The sequence below is a fragment of the Thermonema lapsum genome (assembly GCF_011761635.1).
In the GTDB taxonomy this organism is placed as follows: Bacteria; Bacteroidota; Bacteroidia; order Cytophagales; family Thermonemataceae; genus Thermonema; species Thermonema lapsum.
Genome location: NZ_JAASRN010000007.1, coordinates 39,201 through 56,786, shown reverse-complemented (window position 1 = coordinate 56,786; position 17,586 = coordinate 39,201). Strand labels below are relative to the sequence as shown.

Annotated in this window: 15 protein-coding genes; 6 read left to right on the top strand and 9 right to left on the bottom strand. The window is 46.7% G+C overall.

Going from position 1 to position 17,586, the window contains the following annotated elements; all coding sequences use genetic code 11:
- Positions 1-467 precede the first annotated feature (467 nt).
- The gene (locus FHS56_RS11485; protein WP_166920969.1) at positions 468-2,249 is read left to right on the top strand and encodes an ArnT family glycosyltransferase; all 1,782 of its coding nucleotides are present in this window, start codon (positions 468-470) and stop codon (positions 2,247-2,249) included.
- Here the strand turns inward: FHS56_RS11485 and FHS56_RS11480 are convergent.
- From FHS56_RS11480 to FHS56_RS11455, 6 genes are all read right to left on the bottom strand, one after another.
- The gene (locus FHS56_RS11480) at positions 2,218-2,547 is read right to left on the bottom strand and encodes an energy transducer TonB (protein WP_166920967.1); all 330 of its coding nucleotides are present in this window, start codon (positions 2,545-2,547) and stop codon (positions 2,218-2,220) included. The genes FHS56_RS11485 and FHS56_RS11480 overlap by 32 nt on opposite strands.
- A 149-nt stretch (positions 2,548-2,696) precedes the next feature.
- Complete coding sequence (locus FHS56_RS11475; RefSeq protein WP_166920965.1) at positions 2,697-3,407, bottom strand: lysoplasmalogenase; 711 nt, start codon at positions 3,405-3,407, stop codon at positions 2,697-2,699.
- A gap of 4 nt (positions 3,408-3,411) precedes the next feature.
- Positions 3,412-4,116, bottom strand: coding sequence for a hypothetical protein (locus FHS56_RS11470; protein WP_166920963.1), 705 nt, complete (start codon positions 4,114-4,116; stop codon positions 3,412-3,414).
- A 15-nt stretch (positions 4,117-4,131) separates the two neighbouring features.
- A complete protein-coding gene (locus tag FHS56_RS11465; protein ID WP_166920961.1) occupies positions 4,132-5,373 on the bottom strand; it encodes an S-adenosylmethionine:tRNA ribosyltransferase-isomerase in 1,242 nt (413 codons plus the stop codon).
- A 3-nt stretch (positions 5,374-5,376) separates the two neighbouring features.
- Positions 5,377-5,877, bottom strand: a complete 501-nt coding sequence (locus FHS56_RS11460) for a cytidine deaminase (protein WP_166920959.1) — start codon at positions 5,875-5,877, stop codon at positions 5,377-5,379.
- A 6-nt stretch (positions 5,878-5,883) separates the two neighbouring features.
- Entirely contained in the window at positions 5,884-9,036 is a 3,153-nt protein-coding gene (locus FHS56_RS11455) for a PAS domain S-box protein (RefSeq protein WP_166920957.1), read from the bottom strand.
- A 112-nt stretch (positions 9,037-9,148) separates the two neighbouring features.
- Here FHS56_RS11455 and FHS56_RS11450 point away from each other — a divergent pair, with 112 nt between their 5' ends.
- Genes FHS56_RS11450 through asnB form a run of 4 tightly spaced genes read left to right on the top strand, consistent with a single transcriptional unit; the run spans position 9,149 to position 13,777 of the window.
- A complete protein-coding gene (locus tag FHS56_RS11450; protein WP_166920955.1) occupies positions 9,149-10,498 on the top strand; it encodes a saccharopine dehydrogenase C-terminal domain-containing protein in 1,350 nt (449 codons plus the stop codon).
- Positions 10,495-11,532, top strand: a complete 1,038-nt coding sequence (gene thiL, locus FHS56_RS11445) for a thiamine-phosphate kinase (RefSeq protein ID WP_166920953.1) — start codon at positions 10,495-10,497, stop codon at positions 11,530-11,532. Before FHS56_RS11450 ends, thiL begins: the two co-directional genes overlap by 4 nt.
- Positions 11,508-11,945 carry a hypothetical protein gene (locus FHS56_RS11440; RefSeq protein WP_166920951.1) on the top strand — a complete coding sequence of 146 codons (438 nt, stop codon included), beginning with the start codon at positions 11,508-11,510 and terminating at the stop codon, positions 11,943-11,945. Before thiL ends, FHS56_RS11440 begins: the two co-directional genes overlap by 25 nt.
- Positions 11,945-13,777, top strand: coding sequence for an asparagine synthase (glutamine-hydrolyzing) (gene asnB, locus FHS56_RS11435; RefSeq protein WP_166920949.1), 1,833 nt, complete (start codon positions 11,945-11,947; stop codon positions 13,775-13,777). The genes FHS56_RS11440 and asnB overlap by 1 nt, the downstream gene beginning before the upstream one ends.
- Before the next feature lie 3 nt (positions 13,778-13,780).
- Here asnB and FHS56_RS11430 read toward each other — a convergent pair whose 3' ends face one another.
- From FHS56_RS11430 to FHS56_RS11420, 3 genes are all read right to left on the bottom strand, one after another.
- Complete coding sequence (locus FHS56_RS11430; protein ID WP_166920947.1) at positions 13,781-15,280, bottom strand: hypothetical protein; 1,500 nt, start codon at positions 15,278-15,280, stop codon at positions 13,781-13,783.
- A gap of 59 nt (positions 15,281-15,339) precedes the next feature.
- A complete protein-coding gene (locus tag FHS56_RS11425) occupies positions 15,340-15,624 on the bottom strand; it encodes a hypothetical protein (RefSeq protein WP_166920945.1) in 285 nt (94 codons plus the stop codon).
- Positions 15,625-15,704: 80 nt separating this feature from the next.
- The gene (locus tag FHS56_RS11420) at positions 15,705-16,190 is read right to left on the bottom strand and encodes a C40 family peptidase (RefSeq protein WP_166920943.1); all 486 of its coding nucleotides are present in this window, start codon (positions 16,188-16,190) and stop codon (positions 15,705-15,707) included.
- A 95-nt stretch (positions 16,191-16,285) separates the two neighbouring features.
- On the opposite strand from FHS56_RS11420, the gene FHS56_RS11415 reads away from it, so the two are divergent.
- Positions 16,286-17,503 carry an NADH-quinone oxidoreductase subunit D gene (locus tag FHS56_RS11415; RefSeq protein ID WP_166920941.1) on the top strand — a complete coding sequence of 406 codons (1,218 nt, stop codon included), beginning with the start codon at positions 16,286-16,288 and terminating at the stop codon, positions 17,501-17,503.
- The last annotated feature ends 83 nt before the right edge of the window (positions 17,504-17,586 follow it).

The following is a 17,586-nucleotide window of genomic DNA, read 5'->3' as shown; positions in this document are numbered from 1 at the left end:
TCATCCTGAGCCAGGATCAAACTCTCCGTTGTAAAAAAAGTTTGATACCCGACAACGTGAACTCTCTCTCATTAGGTCAAAGAACGTCTGGCTCACAAGAGCCTTTGTGCCTTCCTTCAAAAGGCGGGCTCAAAATTAAACACCTTTTAATTTCCTTGCAAATTTTTGCATCACTTTTTTCGCCTGCGCTCCTCGCAAAAGCGGATGCAAATCTAAATACTTTTTTCTTCCCCTCCAAATTCTTGCCTCACTTTTTTTCGAACCGGGCTGCCTGCTGCTGCCCCCTTCCCCTCATTTGCGACTGCAAAGGTAGAATGCCTCAATATTCTGTGCAAGAGTTTGAAAGAAAAAATTTTTGTCAAAAAAACAAGTTACTGAGATACAGTGGATTAAAAAATTGAAACATTCTTTAAAAGCTCATGTCAACAGCTCTTGTATATTTGCAGCAGGTTTAAACTATCTTTTTTATGCTTCACAAAACGCAGAACCGGTACACATGGTGGCTTTTGCTGCCCTTGCTTGTTTATGTAGTAGGCGCCCCCATGGACTTAATGGATGTAGATGCTGCACAATATGGTGCAATCTCATGGGAAATGCTTGCTCATGACCTCTTTCTTCAAATCACATATAAAGGCAATGACTACTTAGATAAGCCTCCGCTGCTATTTTGGACTTCCATCCTATCATTTAAGTTGTTCGGTGTAAGCAATTGGACTTACCGGCTCATTCCAATTCTTGTGTCTTTGCTCGGTATTTATTCTATTTACCGCTTTGCGCTTCTTTACTACACTCGCCAAGTAGCTTATTGGGCAGCCCTGATATGGGCAAGCAGTCAAGCATGCATTCTAATGAATCACGATATTCGCACGGATACGATGCTTACGGCATGGGTTACCTTTGCCATATGGCAGACGGCAAGCTATTTGCGGCATCCTCAATGGCGCTCTCTTACAGGCATGGGCATAGGTTTGGGACTGGCAATGTTGGCAAAGGGTCCCATTGGTTTAGTAGCTCCTGCCTTAGCCATAGGTTTCGATTTGATTTGGCGTAAAGAGTGGAAGCAATTTTTTAGACCTGCATGGCTGTATGTGATGGTGATAGTAGCCATTATCTTGCTTCCCATGAGCATAGGGCTGTATGAACAGTTTGATGCTCATCCGGAAAAAGGTATTTCCGGTTTGCGTTTTTACTACTGGACCCAAAGTTTTGGACGTATTACGGGAGAAAACCCTTGGCGCAATGACGCAGGGCTCTTCTTTTTTGTTCATAGCTTTTTTTGGAGCTTTCTGCCTTGGAGTTTGCTGGCAGTAGCTGCTTATATTTTGGAACTCCGGCGCATATGGCGTTATCGTTTTCGCAAGATTAAACGCCAAGAATTCATAGCGTGGGGAGGTTTTACATTGGTTTTTATAGCGCTTTCATTGTCCAAATTCAAATTGCCGCACTATACCTTTGTGGTGTTTCCACTGATGGCACTCATCACGGCTAAGTGGATAGTTGTGCTGGCACGTGCCACCAAACACAAAAAAACAGTGCTTGGATTGCAGTATATCCAACGCTTTGTTGAGTCTGTGTTATTCACGTTGCTGTTGGTCATGTTGTTTTGGGTATTCCCCCTCCAATCGGGATGGGGTTGGGCAAGTGTAGCAGCAGGTGTCGCTTTGTATGGACTCAGCTATCGCTACGCGAGCAGTAGCTATGAAAAAATACTGGTGCCTTCTCTGGTTGCCATTTGTATAGTCAACATTTTCTTAAATGCGCATGTATATCCTTCTTTACTGCGCTATCAGGCTCCAAGTATTGTAGGGCGTTATATTCGAAAGCACAATATAGAGAACAACACTTACGCGCTACTTTCGTTTTATCACCCTTCGTTGGAGTTCTATGCCCAGCACATCGTGCCTGATTTAAAGGATAGCATAGAAGTAAGAGTAGAAGCCATGAATATTCAAGGAGCGGAAGCTAAAAGAGTGGCAGAGGAAAAAGTGTGTGCATCTTTCTTGCAGTCCTTTGTGAAGGATAAGCCGAAAAACCTCTACCTCTATGTTGATGAGCACTATAAAAAGTGGCTTGATAAGACCGGAGCCACTTATGAAGTAGTTTTGGAGCTGGAACGTTTTCCTGTTACTGAGCTGACCTTGCCCTTTTTAAACCCTTCCACCCGGGCACAACAGGTAAGTAAGCAGTACTTGCTCAAAATACACAAAGGGGGAGATATCATCGAGGCAAGCGGAAAACAACCGCAATAGTCATCTCTACCGGAAAAATCTGCGTGCCCTCCCTACCCGGCTTCCAAGGGGGGGCATTTTTTATTACCCGTAACACTTCTTCATCGCAACCGTAGCCAAGTCCTTTGGTAATTTCAGGCTCAACGAGGTAGCCATCTTCTCTTACCACAAAGCGTACAAACACATAACCTTCTATCTTGTTTTCAAGAGCTTCTAGGGGGTAACGGATATTTTCCTGAAGGTAGCGGTCGAAAGCTTCGTAGCCTCCGATGGGCTCGGGCATCACCTCCGCGGCTCTCAATACAATATGGGCATTCATGCTTGCACTTTTACGCTTTTGCGCATGCAAGCTGAACGAAAGCAAAACGCCTGCGATGGTGCATATGGAGAAAACGACCTTCACTGTTATGCCCTACTTTTTCAAAAATAATTTACGCAAAAATCTTGCTAAACACAAGCCAACGGGACTTATTTCGCATTTTTTAGCATACTTTTTTCTTGTTCATGCAGCACAACTCCCCTTACTATCCAATATTGAGCAGTTAAGTAGGTGCCCATAATCCAAACGTGCGCATAGGGTAGCGGTGTGAGGAACTTATTTACAGCCAATAAAGAATCCGATATTACAAATAACAGACTGCCAAAAGCTACCAAGAAACCGTGAGCGGTAAAACGCTCCCCTACACGCAGGAAAGCGGTCATGGACATCACAGACAAGACAGCAGCATAAACTATAAGTGGTAGTTTCAGCGCTCCGACTTTGGGCAAAAGCACAAACAATAAGCCCACTGCATAAACAAGTAATCCTCCCAGTATTGCCAACTGTTTTTTTATACGCATCCCAAGGGGCACAGGTTCTGAGGTTTTTATGAAAAGGAAAATATAGGCAAGGTGCGCCAACAAAAAGCTACCAAGCCCCGCCATAAAATACGCGGGGTGCTGTGTCTCGTACATCAAAAAGCTGTCGCCAAGGAAAGAAGCAAGCAAGGCTACTACCAACGCAAGTGGTGGCGTCGTGCCTGATGCGCGCAAAGCCATGACTGCATATAAGAGCAACAAAGGCATCAGCAGCGGCTTAGTGAGGTGGTGCACGTTCTCATATTCATTGAGAAGGATATGAAGGCTACCTGTCAAAGCATAGCCAATCAGAATATAGCGGTTCAATTTATCGTATTTCATGGAATTACAGAACCATCAGTTGAATAGTCACGAAAAGCAACAGGTTGCCCCCTAAAACAAAGAAGAAAGGCACGAGGGACGGAGTTTTAATCACTTCGGGCAACTTGCCTTTTATTTGCTCGCTCAGTTTTTGGGCAATCCCTTCTTTATTTATCTGGTCTTCATTTTTCTGCACTGCCAAAGTAAATACATCTTGCAAGTTCAACTTTTTAATCAGCAAATGCACTACCGGGCGCAAAAGCCACGGCAAATTGGGAAGTTTTTCTAAGTAATTGGGCAGCGTTTCAAACAAGAGGCTGCGAGTGAGCCCGTGCTCTATTTTCTCTTTGATGGCTTTGTGTTTAAATACAAAATCCAAAAATTTTTCCACAAAGTAATCCACAAAACCTTCGATGCTTTTGGTAAGGATATAGTGAACAGCATAGGCAATGCCCCACGCCCAAGAGACCCACAGGTAAAATATGGGGAACAGAAAAAAGAACAAAAGAATAAACAGGTAGCCCAGCAAGCGCCACAAGAAACTCACATGTGCGCTGCTTGTGAGATATACAAGAGCTGTGTCACTAAAAACATAAAGCGAGAAGTTAATAACCAGCCCCAGCAGGGCAAGTGCTGCAGCGCGCCAGCCGATAATCAAGACTATTTTCGAAACGAAAGCAGTCGTCTTTACCCCTTGTTTTAATCCTTTGATAAATAGATTTTCACCCATCGGTCTTGTGTTAAACTATTGAAAAGACTCCGGCATCAACAAAGAAGAATCGCCATAACTTAAAAAGCGATAATTTTTTTTCAAAGCCGCCTCATATACCCGGCGCCAATCATCACCAATAAAAGCCGCCACCAACAAAATAAGGGTTGTTTTTGGCATATGGAAGTTGGTAATCAATCCTTGACATATACGGAAGCGATATCCCGGCACAATATAAATTTGTGTATCGCCGACCAGCTGCCGTATTCCTTGCTTTTGCATGGTATCGAGCAGCACTTCTAATGCCTGCCGGGCAGAGAGGGTTGTTTGTGCGTGGCGGTAAGCAAAGAGCTTATCTAAGTAGAAGTCATGCAACGAAGGGGGTTCTTTTTCTTCATGGCACCACACCCCCAGCCAGTAGAGGGTTTCAAGGCTACGCATAGAGGTAGTTCCTACCGGAATAATGCGCCCTTTGGCTTGCAAGAAACGCTCGATGGTATCTTGCGATACCACCATTTGTTCTTCGTGCATGGGGTGCTTAAGAACATCTTCGGTTTCTTTGACCGGCTGAAAAGTACCAGCCCCCACGTGCAGGGTCAGTTCATTATAGCCCACTCCTTTTTTTGACAACTCGTGCAAGGTGGTTTCGGTAAAGTGCAAGCCAGCTGTGGGCGCAGCTACTGCCCCTTCACTGCGAGCATATACTGTCTGATAGCGCTCTTTGTCTATATGATTGTATTCTCGTTTGATATAAGGCGGCAAGGGTAGCTTTCCTATTGCCTGCACTATTTCACCAAAGGAAAAAGAGTTGGGCGTCCAATGAAAGCGCACAATATTATTTTCGGGGTCTTCGAGGTCGGCGAAGATAGTGCCTTGCTTCCCATCGATTTGAAAGTGGCGGCTCAGAAAGCCTTTCCAGCGTTTTTTGTTTCCTATAATACATTGCCAGCTGCAGGTCTCTTGTGTAGCCATATTGAGGGGTACCAACTTGGCAGGTGATACCGGGTGTAGCAACAACACTTCAATAACTGCCCCCATTGGTTTTTGGAAGAAGAGCCTTGCTGGAATCACTTTGGTATTGTTAAATACCAGCTCATCGCCGGCATTCAACAGAGTGGGCAATTCGTAAAAGTAATGGTGTTGAATGTTGCCAGCACGGTAATAAAGCAAGCGGGCATGGTCTCGAGGGGTTACTGGGCTTTGCGCTATGCGCTCCTCAGGCAACTCATAATCGTAGTCTTGCAAATTGATGACAGGCATTGTAGGAAAAGTACTCATAGGCTATGGTTTGATTTCCTGCAGTATATCGGGGTTAAAGTCGCAGGGCAAAAGTACTTCGATGGAGGGAAGACTCAAAAACTGTCCTCCGCCATATTCCAGCAAGATAGTGTATGCTTGTTTTTGGCGATGGTAAGTTTCGAGCATTACCTGCCGGCATTTACCACAGGGGGCTATTTTGAGAAAGTCTTTTTTTTCGGCACGGCGCGCGGTGATTGCCATAGCTACAATAGGCGAACGCCGGGCAGATGCCCCATAATAATACAGCAAACTCTGCTCTGCACACGCTCCACAAGGGTAAGAACTGTTCTCTTGGTTGTTGGCGCTGAGTATGCTGCCGTCGGCAAGCAGAATGGCAGCTCCTACGTGAAAATGCGAATAAGGTGCATAGGCTTCATAAGTAGCGTTGCGTGCTTCTGACATGAGGCGCTGGTAGTCTTCCGGCAGGTCGCTCCAGTCCTCATAGAGGGTGGCATCAAATAAAATTTTCAGCTCTTTCTTCATATAATCTTAATGTTCCTGAATGATGACCACACAGCGGTACACTTTGCCGAATCGGTTGCGCAGTGGCTCTATACGAATTTCTTGCACCACTTTTTTACCGCCTTTTTCTATTTCGCGTTTAGTTACTATGACTTCTCCTTTTAAACCTCTTTCATAAAGCGACTGCCAATAGTCGGCTTCTTCGAAATCATGGATTTTCTTTACGGCAGATTCACCGGCACGAATGTGGATATTGCGGCGTTTTAGCACTTCATCGGCGATGGCTTTGTTAAAGAAAGTAAGATTCATGCGTGTGTCGAAAGTGAATATGTAGAAATCAAGCGAGTTAAGAATGGCTTCTACCTCTTGTTCTCTTTCCTCCATCTTGCGTTTGGCTTGCAGTAGCTCCTCCTCTTGATGCTTCAGGTCTGTGATGTCTTTGGCAAAAACAGTTACTCCTATGGTTTTGTCTTCGTCATCGCGTATGGGTGTATAACTCACCAACAGATAAATTTCTCGCCCATCGGCGCCTATGTAACTCTCCTCTGCGCGTATGGTTTCCCCCTCCAAAGCTTTTTGGTAGGGTTCTTTCAACAGTTCATACCTATCTCGAGGTAAAGTATCCAATATATTGGTGCCTTCGCGCACATCACGCCCAATTTGGCGGAACATGCGGCGGGCGTTTTCATTGATGATGGTTACAAAAAAGTTTTTATCGATGGAGAAGATACGGTCTTCGGTGTTGTTGATAAGCGCCAAGAGGTTTTCATGCTGAATGTAGGCACGGCGTTTTGCTTCTTGCATTTGCCGCTCGGCTTCTTTGCGCCCGGTAATATCGGTGCCGAAAAACACTACTTTAATGGTGCTACCATTGGGGTCAAGCACTGGGTTGAAGCTCCCCTCAAACCAGCATTCTTTGCCTTCGTGGTCATAGAAGCAATACTCACCATATTCAGCTATTCCTCCTTTGAGCTTTCGCCATAACAGCTTGCTATCCTCATCTTCGGCTATGGTGCGGTTTTTCAACCAACTAATGTGCTTGCCCACAAGGTCGCTTTTTTTGTAGCCCAAGGAACGCAATGCCAAATCGTTTACCTCCAATATATTTGCCTGCAGGTCAAAAGTTATAACTGCTGTAGTGCGGTAAATGGCTTGAAGCTGCGCTTCATAGTCCAGAATTTTATGCTTCTCTTCGGTGATGTCGAAGCCGAGAAACAGGATTTTATCCACTTTGCCGCGGTGGTCAGGCACAGGCACAAAGCTCGCCTGCAACCACACTTCCTTTCCTTCTTTGCCTATGTGCTTAAACTCTCCTTTTTTTGGCTCACCTTCACGCAACGCCTGCCAAAAGGCGTCATACTCGGGGCTGTAGGCTGTTTCAGTATCCACCAACTGCCGGTGGTTCTTTCCTTTCAACTCCGTAAGAGAATAGCGCAGCACTTCGCAAGCCAAAGCATTGGCATTCAAAACACTTCCGTAAAGGTCGTATTCGATGTTGAGCAAAGAACTGCCTATAGCAAACGACTGCGCCGAAAGGGCTGCTTGATTGCGCTCCATTTCTTCTTGAGTAGCCTGCAGCTCTTCCATGTTTTGGGTAAGCATTTCCTCCTGCTGACGCAGCGCATTCACCACATCTTCCTGACGCTTTAATAGTAGGCGTGTACGCTCATTGGCTTTCACATTGTTGATGGTAGAGGCTATGTTGGTAGCGATGCGCTCGATAAACTCTATTTTGTAAGGCTCAAACTCATGAAAAGAAGCTAGTTCGAGCACGCCTACCAGCAATTCATTGAGTTTGAGTGGCACAATCAAAATGGCGCGGGGCTCTGCCCCTCCCAAGCCCGATTGAATGTCGGTATAGCCTTCGGGTACATCGGTGATGTAGATTGTTTCTCCATCTACCAAAGCCTGTCCAAGGACTCCTTCTCGAGGATACACACGGTTTTTCAGAAACTTTTGACGCCCATAAGCATAACAAGCTTTTAATTCGGCATAGATGCTTTTTTCGCCAGTACGCCTGTTTTCATCTTCCTCCATTACATACAAAGCCCCTTGGGCAGCCCCCACGTATTCTACTAAGCGTGAGATGAGCGCATAGCTCAGGGTTTGGATGTCTTGGTTGCCATATTCGCGCAGAACATCCACAAACACAGACAAACCTTGAGAAGCCCAAGCACGATGCTCTTCTTCTTCCTGTACTTCCGTAAAACGCATCTGCACGCTCTGTATAGCTTCTGCCAGTACAGGCATGTCTATTTGCTGCTTGTAAGGTACTTGATTAGCACCTTGGCTCCGCCCCAATTCCTTTATAAGAGAAGAGGTGCCCAGTATGTTACGCTCCATTCGTTCGATGGCGTGGGCTATCTCGCTAAGTTCATTGTTTTCATCCACAGGCGGCATCTGCCCGGAAATATCCCCTCTTTCAATGGATTTGGCTTTGTGCAAAAGGCTACGCAGTGGATGCAGCAAACGGTTGCGCACCAAAAGGGCAACCATCAACAGAACCAGCATGTTAATAAGCACAAAAACCGCAATGCTCCAATAGAAAGACCCTTGTGCCTCTACCAGCTCGAGTTGGAGCTGCTGATTTAACTTGGCATTCAAAGCCAACAAAACGAAGGTCTCTGACGCCAGATAGTTCATGGCACGCGTGATGGCAGGATTCAAGCGCTTGGTTTCGCCACCTTGTACTTGCAGCGCTTGCTCAAGGTCTATATCGAGGCTTAAAGCTTCGGGGGCTTCTTCTCTCTCAATCAGATATAAAGGCTGAGAAGCCAGTGTGTCGGCATACAAACGATAGGACTTCCACTTCTCTTGCATCTTGCGAAGCAACGGACGCGCCTCTTGGGATACTGCGGAGGTAAGCTTGATGGTCTGCCCACCTGCTTCCAATTCACCACCTCTGTCCAAAGCATTCAGCAATACAGCGTAAGAAGTGAGTTGTTCTTGCAGGCTGCGGCGGCGGTTCTCATTGCCGGCAGCCACCTGTTGCGCTTCTATGAACAGCTGTTGCAGGTCCATGCTTGCCTGTTGTCCTACTTCTAACAGTTGCTGCGCCTGCCGGTAGCCGTCAAAGCGCACGTACAACCAAGCAGCGGTTGACAACACCGAAAGCAAGATGGCAAGCAGCACCACTATAAAAACGGTATATAGCTGCTGTCGTTTGTATGCTTTTTTCATATTCAAAAGTAATTTTTGGGCATATCAGCCACTTGGCTCATTGAAATGTAGTACTTTTGTTCAAGAGTCTTTTTTACGAATATACGGCAATTTGTTGAAATCGCATAAAGGAATGAATAACAAAGTATTGTTGATAGGCGCAGGGCGCTCAGCTTCTGCACTCATTCGTTTTTTGGCAGAAAAGGTACGCACACAACACTGGCGGGTAACTGTCAGCGATGTTTCCAAAGATATTCTGGACAAACAGCTCTCGCCTTATCCCGAACTGCAAGGCGAAGCCTTAGACTGGCACCCTCACAAAATGCCAGAACACTTTTTAGCTTCATTCGATATTATCATATCTTTGTTGCCCCCGCACATGCACTTTCACGTCGCTGAGCTGTGTGTGAAGTACCGCAAACATCTCATCACGGCTTCTTACATTTCGCCGGAGATGCACACCCTACATTCAGCAGCAACTCAAGCTGGCGTGCTGCTACTCAATGAAATGGGACTTGACCCCGGCATTGACCACATGTCTGCCATGCAGATGATTGACAACATTCGCAAGCAAGGCGGCAAGCTGACGGCTTTTCGCTCTTCTACAGGTGGATTGATAGCCCCCGCCTCGGACAATAACCCGTGGCACTACAAGTTTACGTGGAATCCCCGCAACGTAGTGCTTGCCGGACAGGGCACGCCCGCCATGTATCGCGAAAAGGGAGATTACAAGTATGTGCCTTATCATCGGCTGTTCCAGCGGGTTTATCCCATTCATATAGACGGCTACGGTGAATTTGAAGCTTACCCCAACCGCGATTCTTTACATTACATGCCCTTGTATGGCTTGCAAGACGTGGAGACCATGCTGCGGGGCACCATCCGTCGCCGTGGTTTCTGCAGTGCTTGGGACTGCCTCGTGCAATTGGGGCTTACCAATGATGCCCTTTTGATTGATACCCAAAACCTCACTTGGCGCAAGCTAATCAATGCTTTTCTGCCCTATGACCCGCAAAAGAGTGTGGAAGAAAAGGTATTGCACTATTTAAACCTTGCAGAAGAGAGTCATGAAATGCACTGCTTGCAGTGGCTGGGGCTCTTCGAAGACAGTCCAGTCTACGCCCCCTCATCGCGGATGACGCCTGCTGCCTTGCTGCAGCTGCTGCTCGAGCAGAAATGGGCACTGGCACCCGGCGACCGAGACATGATAGTCATGCAGCACGAAATAGAGTTTGAGCTTGACGGCAAGCGGCACCGCGAAATCAGTGAGCTGGTTGTAGAAGGCGAAGCCAACGGCATCACCGCCATGGCAAAGACCGTAGGGCTTCCCTTAGGTATAGCCGCCGAGTTGCTCATAGAAGGCAAGGTTTCGCTGCGTGGCGTGCAAGCCCCCTTACATGCCGAGCTTTATGAACCGGCATTGCAGCGCCTGCAAGCATATGGAATTTGTTTTACACACAAAAAAGAAACAGCTGCTTTATGAAAAGAACAGAAATAGCAGAGCTGGGCGAATTTGGGTTGATAGAACGCCTCAAGAAATATGAAACTCACCACCACGATACTACGCTCAAAGGCATTGGCGACGATGCCGCCGTATGGAAAATAGACGAACAGCGCTACGGTCTGCTTTCTACCGACCTGCTGGCAGAAGGCATTCACTTTGACCTCAGCTACACCCCTTTGAAGCACTTAGGCTATAAAGCCATTGCCGTGAATGTGTCGGACATTGTCGCCATGAACGGCTACCCCAAACGGGCGGTAGTGAGCATAGCCCTCAGCAACCGTTTTTCGGTAGAAGCCATTGAGGAGTTGTACGAAGGCATGAAGATAGCATGTGAACGCTACCGAGTGGATTTGATAGGGGGAGACACTACCTCGTCGCGCAGCGGATTGATTATAAATGTTGCCATAGAGGGTGAAGTAGAGAGCCGACGCATCACCTATCGGAATACCGCCCGCACACATGACGTGCTTTGTGTAACCGGCGATTTAGGGGCTGCCTATATAGGCTTGCAAATTATGGAGCGCGAAAAACAGGTGTTTTTAGCCAACCCAGAACAACAGCCCGACCTCACCCCCTACGACTATGTGATAGAAAGGCTGCTTCGCCCCGAAGCACGCCTCGATATAGTGGAAGAGTTGCGCAAAAGGGATGTAGTGCCTACTGCCATGATTGACATTTCAGACGGTTTGGCTTCGGAAATTCTGCACCTGTGTACGCAGTCGGGAACCGGTGCTCTGATTTATGAAGAGCGTATTCCCATTGACCGCATGACTTACGACGTAGCCATAAATGAGTTCAAAATAGCGCCCACTATTTGTGCCATGAACGGCGGCGAAGACTATGAACTTCTGTTTGCACTTTCGCCCGCTGACTTCGAAAAAGTGAAAAACCATCCCGACATCGTACCCATAGGCTACTTAACCCATCCGGGCGAAGGTACGTATTTACAAACACGTGGTGGCAATCTGGTAAAAATAGAAGCACAAGGATGGAATCATTTCAAAAAATTGTAATCATCTGCTGCTTTGTTGCATTTTGTCTGAACAACGCGCTGGCACAAGACCAATCGACAAAAGTAGTAAAAGAAAAGTCGATGGTTACTGGCAAAGAAGTGGAATGGAAGATAAGCGGCGACGACCGCGTGGTGGTAGGCGATTCAAGCACACACTACATTCAGATTTACATTCAAAATGCTGGCAGTGTGCTGTATGGCAACCGGTGTGCCGAAGAACAAGCCGCCGCCATGGGATTGGAATACGTGCTCATTAGCAAAGACATAGGCTATGGAATGAGCCGCTGGGAACTTTTTTGGCAAAACAGCGCCGCCCACCTGCGTGCTTTTTTTAAAAACGGTTTTTTTTGGCAGAAGCGCTTGCGCCGCCGCATCCTTGACTGCCAACTGAAAACAGGGGACCGCATAGGCTGATGTGTGGAATCTTAGGACTTGCCGGAAAGAAGGCAGAGGGCTTCAATCGGCAGCTTTTCCTTCAAGCCCTCGATACCTTGGCGCACCGTGGACCCGATGCGCATGGTATCTTTCAAGCCGAAAAAATACATTTGGGGCATCGTCGCCTCAGCATTTTAGACTTGCGCCCCGAAGCCAACCAACCGATGTTCAGCCACTGTGGGCGCTATGTGTGTGTGTTCAATGGCGAGATATACAACTACCGGGAGCTGGCACAGCAGTTTGGGCTTCGGCTGCGCACCCACTGCGATACCGAAGTGTTGGTTGAGCTTTATGCCCGCTTGGGCGATGCTTTTGTGCATCATCTCAATGGCATGTTTGCCATTGCCCTTTACGACCGCCAGTTGGACTGCCTCACCCTCTGGCGCGACCGCTTGGGCATTAAGCCCTTGTTTTATTACTTCGACGGGCATACGCTGGCTTTCGCTTCCGAGTTGAAAGCACTCGAGAAACTGCATCTGCCGCTGCGGCTGCAGTCGAAAGCCATCGCTGCTTTTTTGCATGTGGGATACATCCCCGCCCCTCTTTCTATTTACGAAGAAGTGTACAAGCTGCCCCCTGGCAGTCGGCTGCGTTGGCACAACGGGCAATTACATGTTGAGCCCTACTGGCGTGCTCAAGACTTCGCACATATCGACCCGAAATGGACGGAGACAGAAGCTAAAAGCAAACTCAAAGAACTGCTAAGCAGTTCGGTGCGTTATCGTCTCATCAGCGATGTGCCTGTGGGTGTGTTGCTTAGTGGAGGCATTGACTCGAGCCTGGTCGCTGCTGTGGCAGCGCAAGAAAGTCCTCAGCGCATTCAAACCTTTTCTATAGGGTTTGAAGAAGAAAACTTCAATGAGGCACCTTATGCAGAACAGGTAGCTGAAAAACTGAACAGCATACACCACAGCGATTATATATCGGCAAGGCAAGCTATAGACCACATCCCCAAAATCATAGATATTTATGATGAGCCCTATGCCGATGAGTCGGCACTACCTACCTTGCTTGTGAGTAGGTTAGCCAAGCAGTCGGTCACGGTGGCTTTGGGTGGCGATGGCGGCGACGAGTTGTTTTGGGGTTACGGTGTGTATCAATGGGCAGAGCGAAGCGAACGCGCTTGGTTCCAGATGATGCGCCCTTTGTTTTCTTTGTTGTGTGCAGCTCCCGAACGGCGCCTGCGCAAACTGGCTAACATGAGCCAATGGAAAACAAAAGAACAGAAGCCATGGCATCTGTTTTCACAAGAGCAGGGCTTTTTTACTTTACAAGAAGTAGATAGGCTACTCTGCGCCCCTTCCACAGACTACGGCTTGCCTCCGCTTCTTTTTTCGCAAAAGTCGCCTCCTGCCTACCGTCAAGCGCTCTTTGACTTGTGCTATTATCTTCCCGACGACCTCTTGACCAAGATAGATAGAGCAAGTATGCAAGTGGCTTTGGAAGTGCGCGTGCCTCTGCTTGATTATCGTCTTGTGGAATTTGCTCTGTCGCTTCCGCCACAGTTCAAATACAGACATGGGCAAAGGAAGTATTTGCTGCGCAAGCTTTTAGCGGACTACCTGCCCCCCGCCTTATTTGAACGCCCCAAAAAAGGATTTGCCATTCCACTGGCTAACTGGATGCAAAGAGAATTGAAGAGTATGTTTTGGGACGGCTTATCTGCTTCGGTCATAGGCAGACACGGGATTGTAGAAACCCGCGAAGTGGAAAAGCTAAAACACGCCTTCGAAAAAGGAGACCTTTCGTGCTACCGCCGCTTGTGGGCACTGTGGGTTCTTCACCTCTTCATGGAAAAGAAAAAGGGCTAATGTTTAATTCTGAAACTTTAACTTATTCAATATCAACTTGTTATTTTCAATATTGAGCCATGCAGCATATTCAGCACCGTTGTTATCTTTGTAAACGACCACTTGAGGTAAAATGCCCGCCGGATACTCAATACCATCTATCACCATTTTGTATTCTTGTGTGTTCAAATCTCGATATACAAAAGCCCAATGTTTTTTGCTGGGTGAGAAATGTACTTTTGGATACCCGCTGAATACATCGATAAGAATGGGATACTCACCCATGTATTCTACCTCTCCGTTGATATAGGCATGCAGCTGATGGGAATCAAAATTAGTTTCACTTATGCTCCAGAAGTAAAAATCTTCTGTATCGGGAATAAACTGAATGTTGAGGATAGAGGAAAATTCACCCACATAGTATTTTTCATTGATAACCAAAGAATCCTTGCCTGTATCGTGGTTGGGCTTCACAATAGCCACACTGTTACGGCTGTCGCTCACTTTGAAATACTGCACGTTGCTTGAAAAGCCCTTTCTTCCTCGAAAGTAGAGGGTCTGTTGTGCGCCCACCACGTAGTTGAAGCGGTCGGGCTTAATACCAAGGTCATACTGTCTTACGAAGTCTTCATAAGGACCAAACAGCTGCCCATTGACCAAATAGTAAATCTTCTGATTTTTGATAACATTTACAGCGTAGTTATGGGTGGTATAAGCCACGCGGTTGTACTGCTCATAGTCGTAATCACCCACTAATCTGCGCTCAAAAAGCCCCAAATCGCCTTTGTCGGTAATAATAGAGTAGCGTTCAACCAACTCTTCAGTTTCCTCCATAGAGAGCTTGTCAATACCAGTGGCTACAATAGGTTCGGTATTGAATTTTTTTGCCATGAGAATCCACTGATTGATGTCGAGAAAGACGAACTGAAGGATTTCCTCAAAAGGACCAATCACATTGCTATTACTAAACTGTACATAATACTCATAGCGATTGCCGTCGTTTTCGAAAAATACCACCGCCCAGCTGTCGCCGTAGTTACTCAGGTAATAGTCTATAAGGTTGGGAAAGGGACCTTGCAGTTGCGTATTTACTCGAATACTGTACTCAGACAAGCGCTCGTTATATATGATGTAGCTTTCCAAATAGTCTGTTACACGTACATCGAAAGTACGCTGACCGGCAGGGTGTTTGTATATTTTGTAGCCATCAAAAATGACTACATTGCTGTCTTTTTGAGTATCGGTAAAGCACCAATGGCGATCGGTCAAAATAGGGGGAGCAATAGAACGCCGCTCGAAAGGACCATAAATCCCACGATTGATGATATATCTTCTATTTTTTTCTCGCTGGTTGTCTATAACTGCCAAATATCCCAGCCTTGACAAATACAAATGCAGATTGCTTTCACTGGTAGCTAGCACTTCCCCTTCTTTGAGGGTGTAAATAGTTTCTTTTTCTATCTCTTGGGCTTGAAGTGCCCACCCTAAAAACAAAAATAGACAGGAAAACCACAGCCGCTTCATGGCAGTTATTTTTTTGGAATGTGTTTGTTAAGCAAAAGCCCTACAGACAAGCAAGAGTGCTAAAAGGCTTTTACGATAGCGAATATAGGAAAGTTATGAGGTAAATCGTTTTTTGAATGCTTCGAACTTTTTTGCTTGTCATCTCTTTCACTTTGTTTGAAAGCGTCGGCTGCCTCTTGGATGAAGTCATCCACGTTGTATTTGATAGTAGGTTCTGGCTCGCCGGTAATGGCACTGTCTATTTTGGTATAGATGGTATTGCCCATACTGGCTTTCACAAAATTCAAACTCAACTGAAAAGCTCGATACGACTTTTCTTCTTCTATTTGCAGTTCGGTAGACATTTTTTACAAAGTCTTCTGCCGTTTCCATCGGTGTTTGTGTGTTTAAGGAGATTGAATGAATACAGGTAGAAAAAGACAATTTACCTAACTCTTCGTATCTGAAGCAGCAGATTGCTCCAATACCCTTCTGTGAGGCTGCTTTCTATGACACCACGGCTGGTAGATGCATGGATAAACCATATTTTATCGGCTGCTTCCACCCGGCTTATGATACCCACATGAGTTACTTTACGACTGTTTTTTGAGGGTTTGAAGAAAGCCAAATCGCCCACACAGGCTTCGTGCAGACTCACCTGCTTACCTATCTTCATCTGTTCCGAGGCAGTACGTGGCAGCTCTACCCCCACCTTCTTATATACCGTACACACCAGCCCAGAGCAATCGAATCCTTCATTACCAGTACCCCCATACTGATAAGGGCGCCCCAAATATTTTTGTGCTTCGCGCACCACTTCTTCATTTCCTTGCGTAGTTTTGCCTCTTGCTTGCCTGCTGGCGGCACAGCTTGCCAAAAACCATAAGCACGCCAAAGTCCAACATAAAGTAGTCAATATGCGTTTATCCATTGTTCCAACTTTATTGAAAAATACAGTTGCTATTGCCTTTACAAGCTAATAAAAAATCCTTATTTTTAGTACATCCACAAGCCGGGGGTTATTCTATGAAGCGTCCTATAGAGTACCAATATCAAGACAGCCACTTCTCTGCTTCAGAGCCCAACAAAATAGATGAGAGCCGTCTGCACACAGAAGAAATGCTGCTAAACATAGGTCCACAACATCCCTCTACGCATGGGGTCTTGCGTCTGGAAGTGCTTACCGACGGCGAAGTAGTCAAAGAAGTGGTACCACACATTGGCTATTTGCATCGTTGCTTTGAGAAACATGCCGAGTCTTTACCCTATAATCAGATTATCCCTTTTGTGGACCGCATGGATTATGTGGCATCCATGAACTCGGAACACGCCTTTGTAATGGGCGTGGAACGTATGCTTGGTATCCATGAACAAATACCCAAGCGGGTAGAATACATCAGAGTGTTGGTAGCAGAGCTCAATCGCTTGGCTTCTCACTTTATTGCTATTGGCACCTACGGACTCGATATCGGCGCCTTCACCCCTTTCTTGTGGTTGATGCGCGACCGTGAACACATCTTGCGCTTGCTCGAGTGGGTCAGCGGTGCCCGTATGCTGTATAATTACCTATGGATAGGTGGTTTATTTTATGACCTGCCGCCCGGCTTCGAAAGCCAATGCCGTGAACTTACACGTTATTTAAAACCTAAACTCGATGAAGTAAAACAACTGCTCATAGAAAACAAGATATTCATTGAGCGCACTGCCAACGTAGGCATTTTGCCGCTGCCCGTAGCCATCAACTATGGGGTGAGCGGTCCCATGTTGCGCGCCTCGGGGCTGGCTTATGATTTGCGACGCGTCGAAGGCTACTCTGTCTATCCAGAATTGGAATTCGATATTCCCATTGGGCAGGGACTTGCTGGTCGTGTGGGCGACTGCTGGGACCGCACATGGGTGCGCCTAATGGAGTGTTACGAATCGGTGAAAATCATAGAGCAGTGCATAGAAAAACTGGAAAAAGAATATAAACGAAGCCCTGACTTCGACCCACAAGCCTTGGTTCCGAAAAAAATACGTCCCAAGGCAATGGATTTTTATGTACGTGCCGAAAATCCCAAGGGGGAGCTGGGCTTTTTCTTTCGTAGCGACGGGCGCAGCGACATCCCATTTCGCTGCAAAGCACGCTCGGCATGCTTTGTAAACCTGTCGGTGCTACCCGAGTTGTGCCGAGGAGTGATGCTGGCAGACCTCATGGCTATTGTCGGTTCTTTGGATTTGGTGATGGGTGAAGTGGACCGGTGATGCAAGCGCGTCTTTTGCACATATGGCTATTGTTTTATGCTGGGCTAATGTCTGTTGGTTTGCCATTATATGGGCAAAACTAC

What these genes read in the sequence shown, in the direction of transcription:
- FHS56_RS11485 (WP_166920969.1), top strand. Translation starts at nt 468, where the DNA reads ATGCTTCACAAAACGCAGAACCGGTACACATGGTGGCTTTTGCTGCCC.
- FHS56_RS11480 (WP_166920967.1), bottom strand. Translation starts at nt 2,547, where the DNA reads ATGAATGCCCATATTGTATTGAGAGCCGCGGAGGTGATGCCCGAGCCC.
- FHS56_RS11475 (WP_166920965.1), bottom strand. Translation starts at nt 3,407, where the DNA reads ATGAAATACGATAAATTGAACCGCTATATTCTGATTGGCTATGCTTTG.
- FHS56_RS11470 (WP_166920963.1), bottom strand. Translation starts at nt 4,116, where the DNA reads ATGGGTGAAAATCTATTTATCAAAGGATTAAAACAAGGGGTAAAGACG.
- FHS56_RS11465 (WP_166920961.1), bottom strand. Translation starts at nt 5,373, where the DNA reads ATGAGTACTTTTCCTACAATGCCTGTCATCAATTTGCAAGACTACGAT.
- FHS56_RS11460 (WP_166920959.1), bottom strand. Translation starts at nt 5,877, where the DNA reads ATGAAGAAAGAGCTGAAAATTTTATTTGATGCCACCCTCTATGAGGAC.
- FHS56_RS11455 (WP_166920957.1), bottom strand. Translation starts at nt 9,036, where the DNA reads ATGAAAAAAGCATACAAACGACAGCAGCTATATACCGTTTTTATAGTG.
- FHS56_RS11450 (WP_166920955.1), top strand. Translation starts at nt 9,149, where the DNA reads ATGAATAACAAAGTATTGTTGATAGGCGCAGGGCGCTCAGCTTCTGCA.
- thiL (WP_166920953.1), top strand. Translation starts at nt 10,495, where the DNA reads ATGAAAAGAACAGAAATAGCAGAGCTGGGCGAATTTGGGTTGATAGAA.
- FHS56_RS11440 (WP_166920951.1), top strand. Translation starts at nt 11,508, where the DNA reads ATGGAATCATTTCAAAAAATTGTAATCATCTGCTGCTTTGTTGCATTT.
- asnB (WP_166920949.1), top strand. Translation starts at nt 11,945, where the DNA reads ATGTGTGGAATCTTAGGACTTGCCGGAAAGAAGGCAGAGGGCTTCAAT.
- FHS56_RS11430 (WP_166920947.1), bottom strand. Translation starts at nt 15,280, where the DNA reads ATGAAGCGGCTGTGGTTTTCCTGTCTATTTTTGTTTTTAGGGTGGGCA.
- FHS56_RS11425 (WP_166920945.1), bottom strand. Translation starts at nt 15,624, where the DNA reads ATGTCTACCGAACTGCAAATAGAAGAAGAAAAGTCGTATCGAGCTTTT.
- FHS56_RS11420 (WP_166920943.1), bottom strand. Translation starts at nt 16,190, where the DNA reads ATGGATAAACGCATATTGACTACTTTATGTTGGACTTTGGCGTGCTTA.
- FHS56_RS11415 (WP_166920941.1), top strand. Translation starts at nt 16,286, where the DNA reads ATGAAGCGTCCTATAGAGTACCAATATCAAGACAGCCACTTCTCTGCT.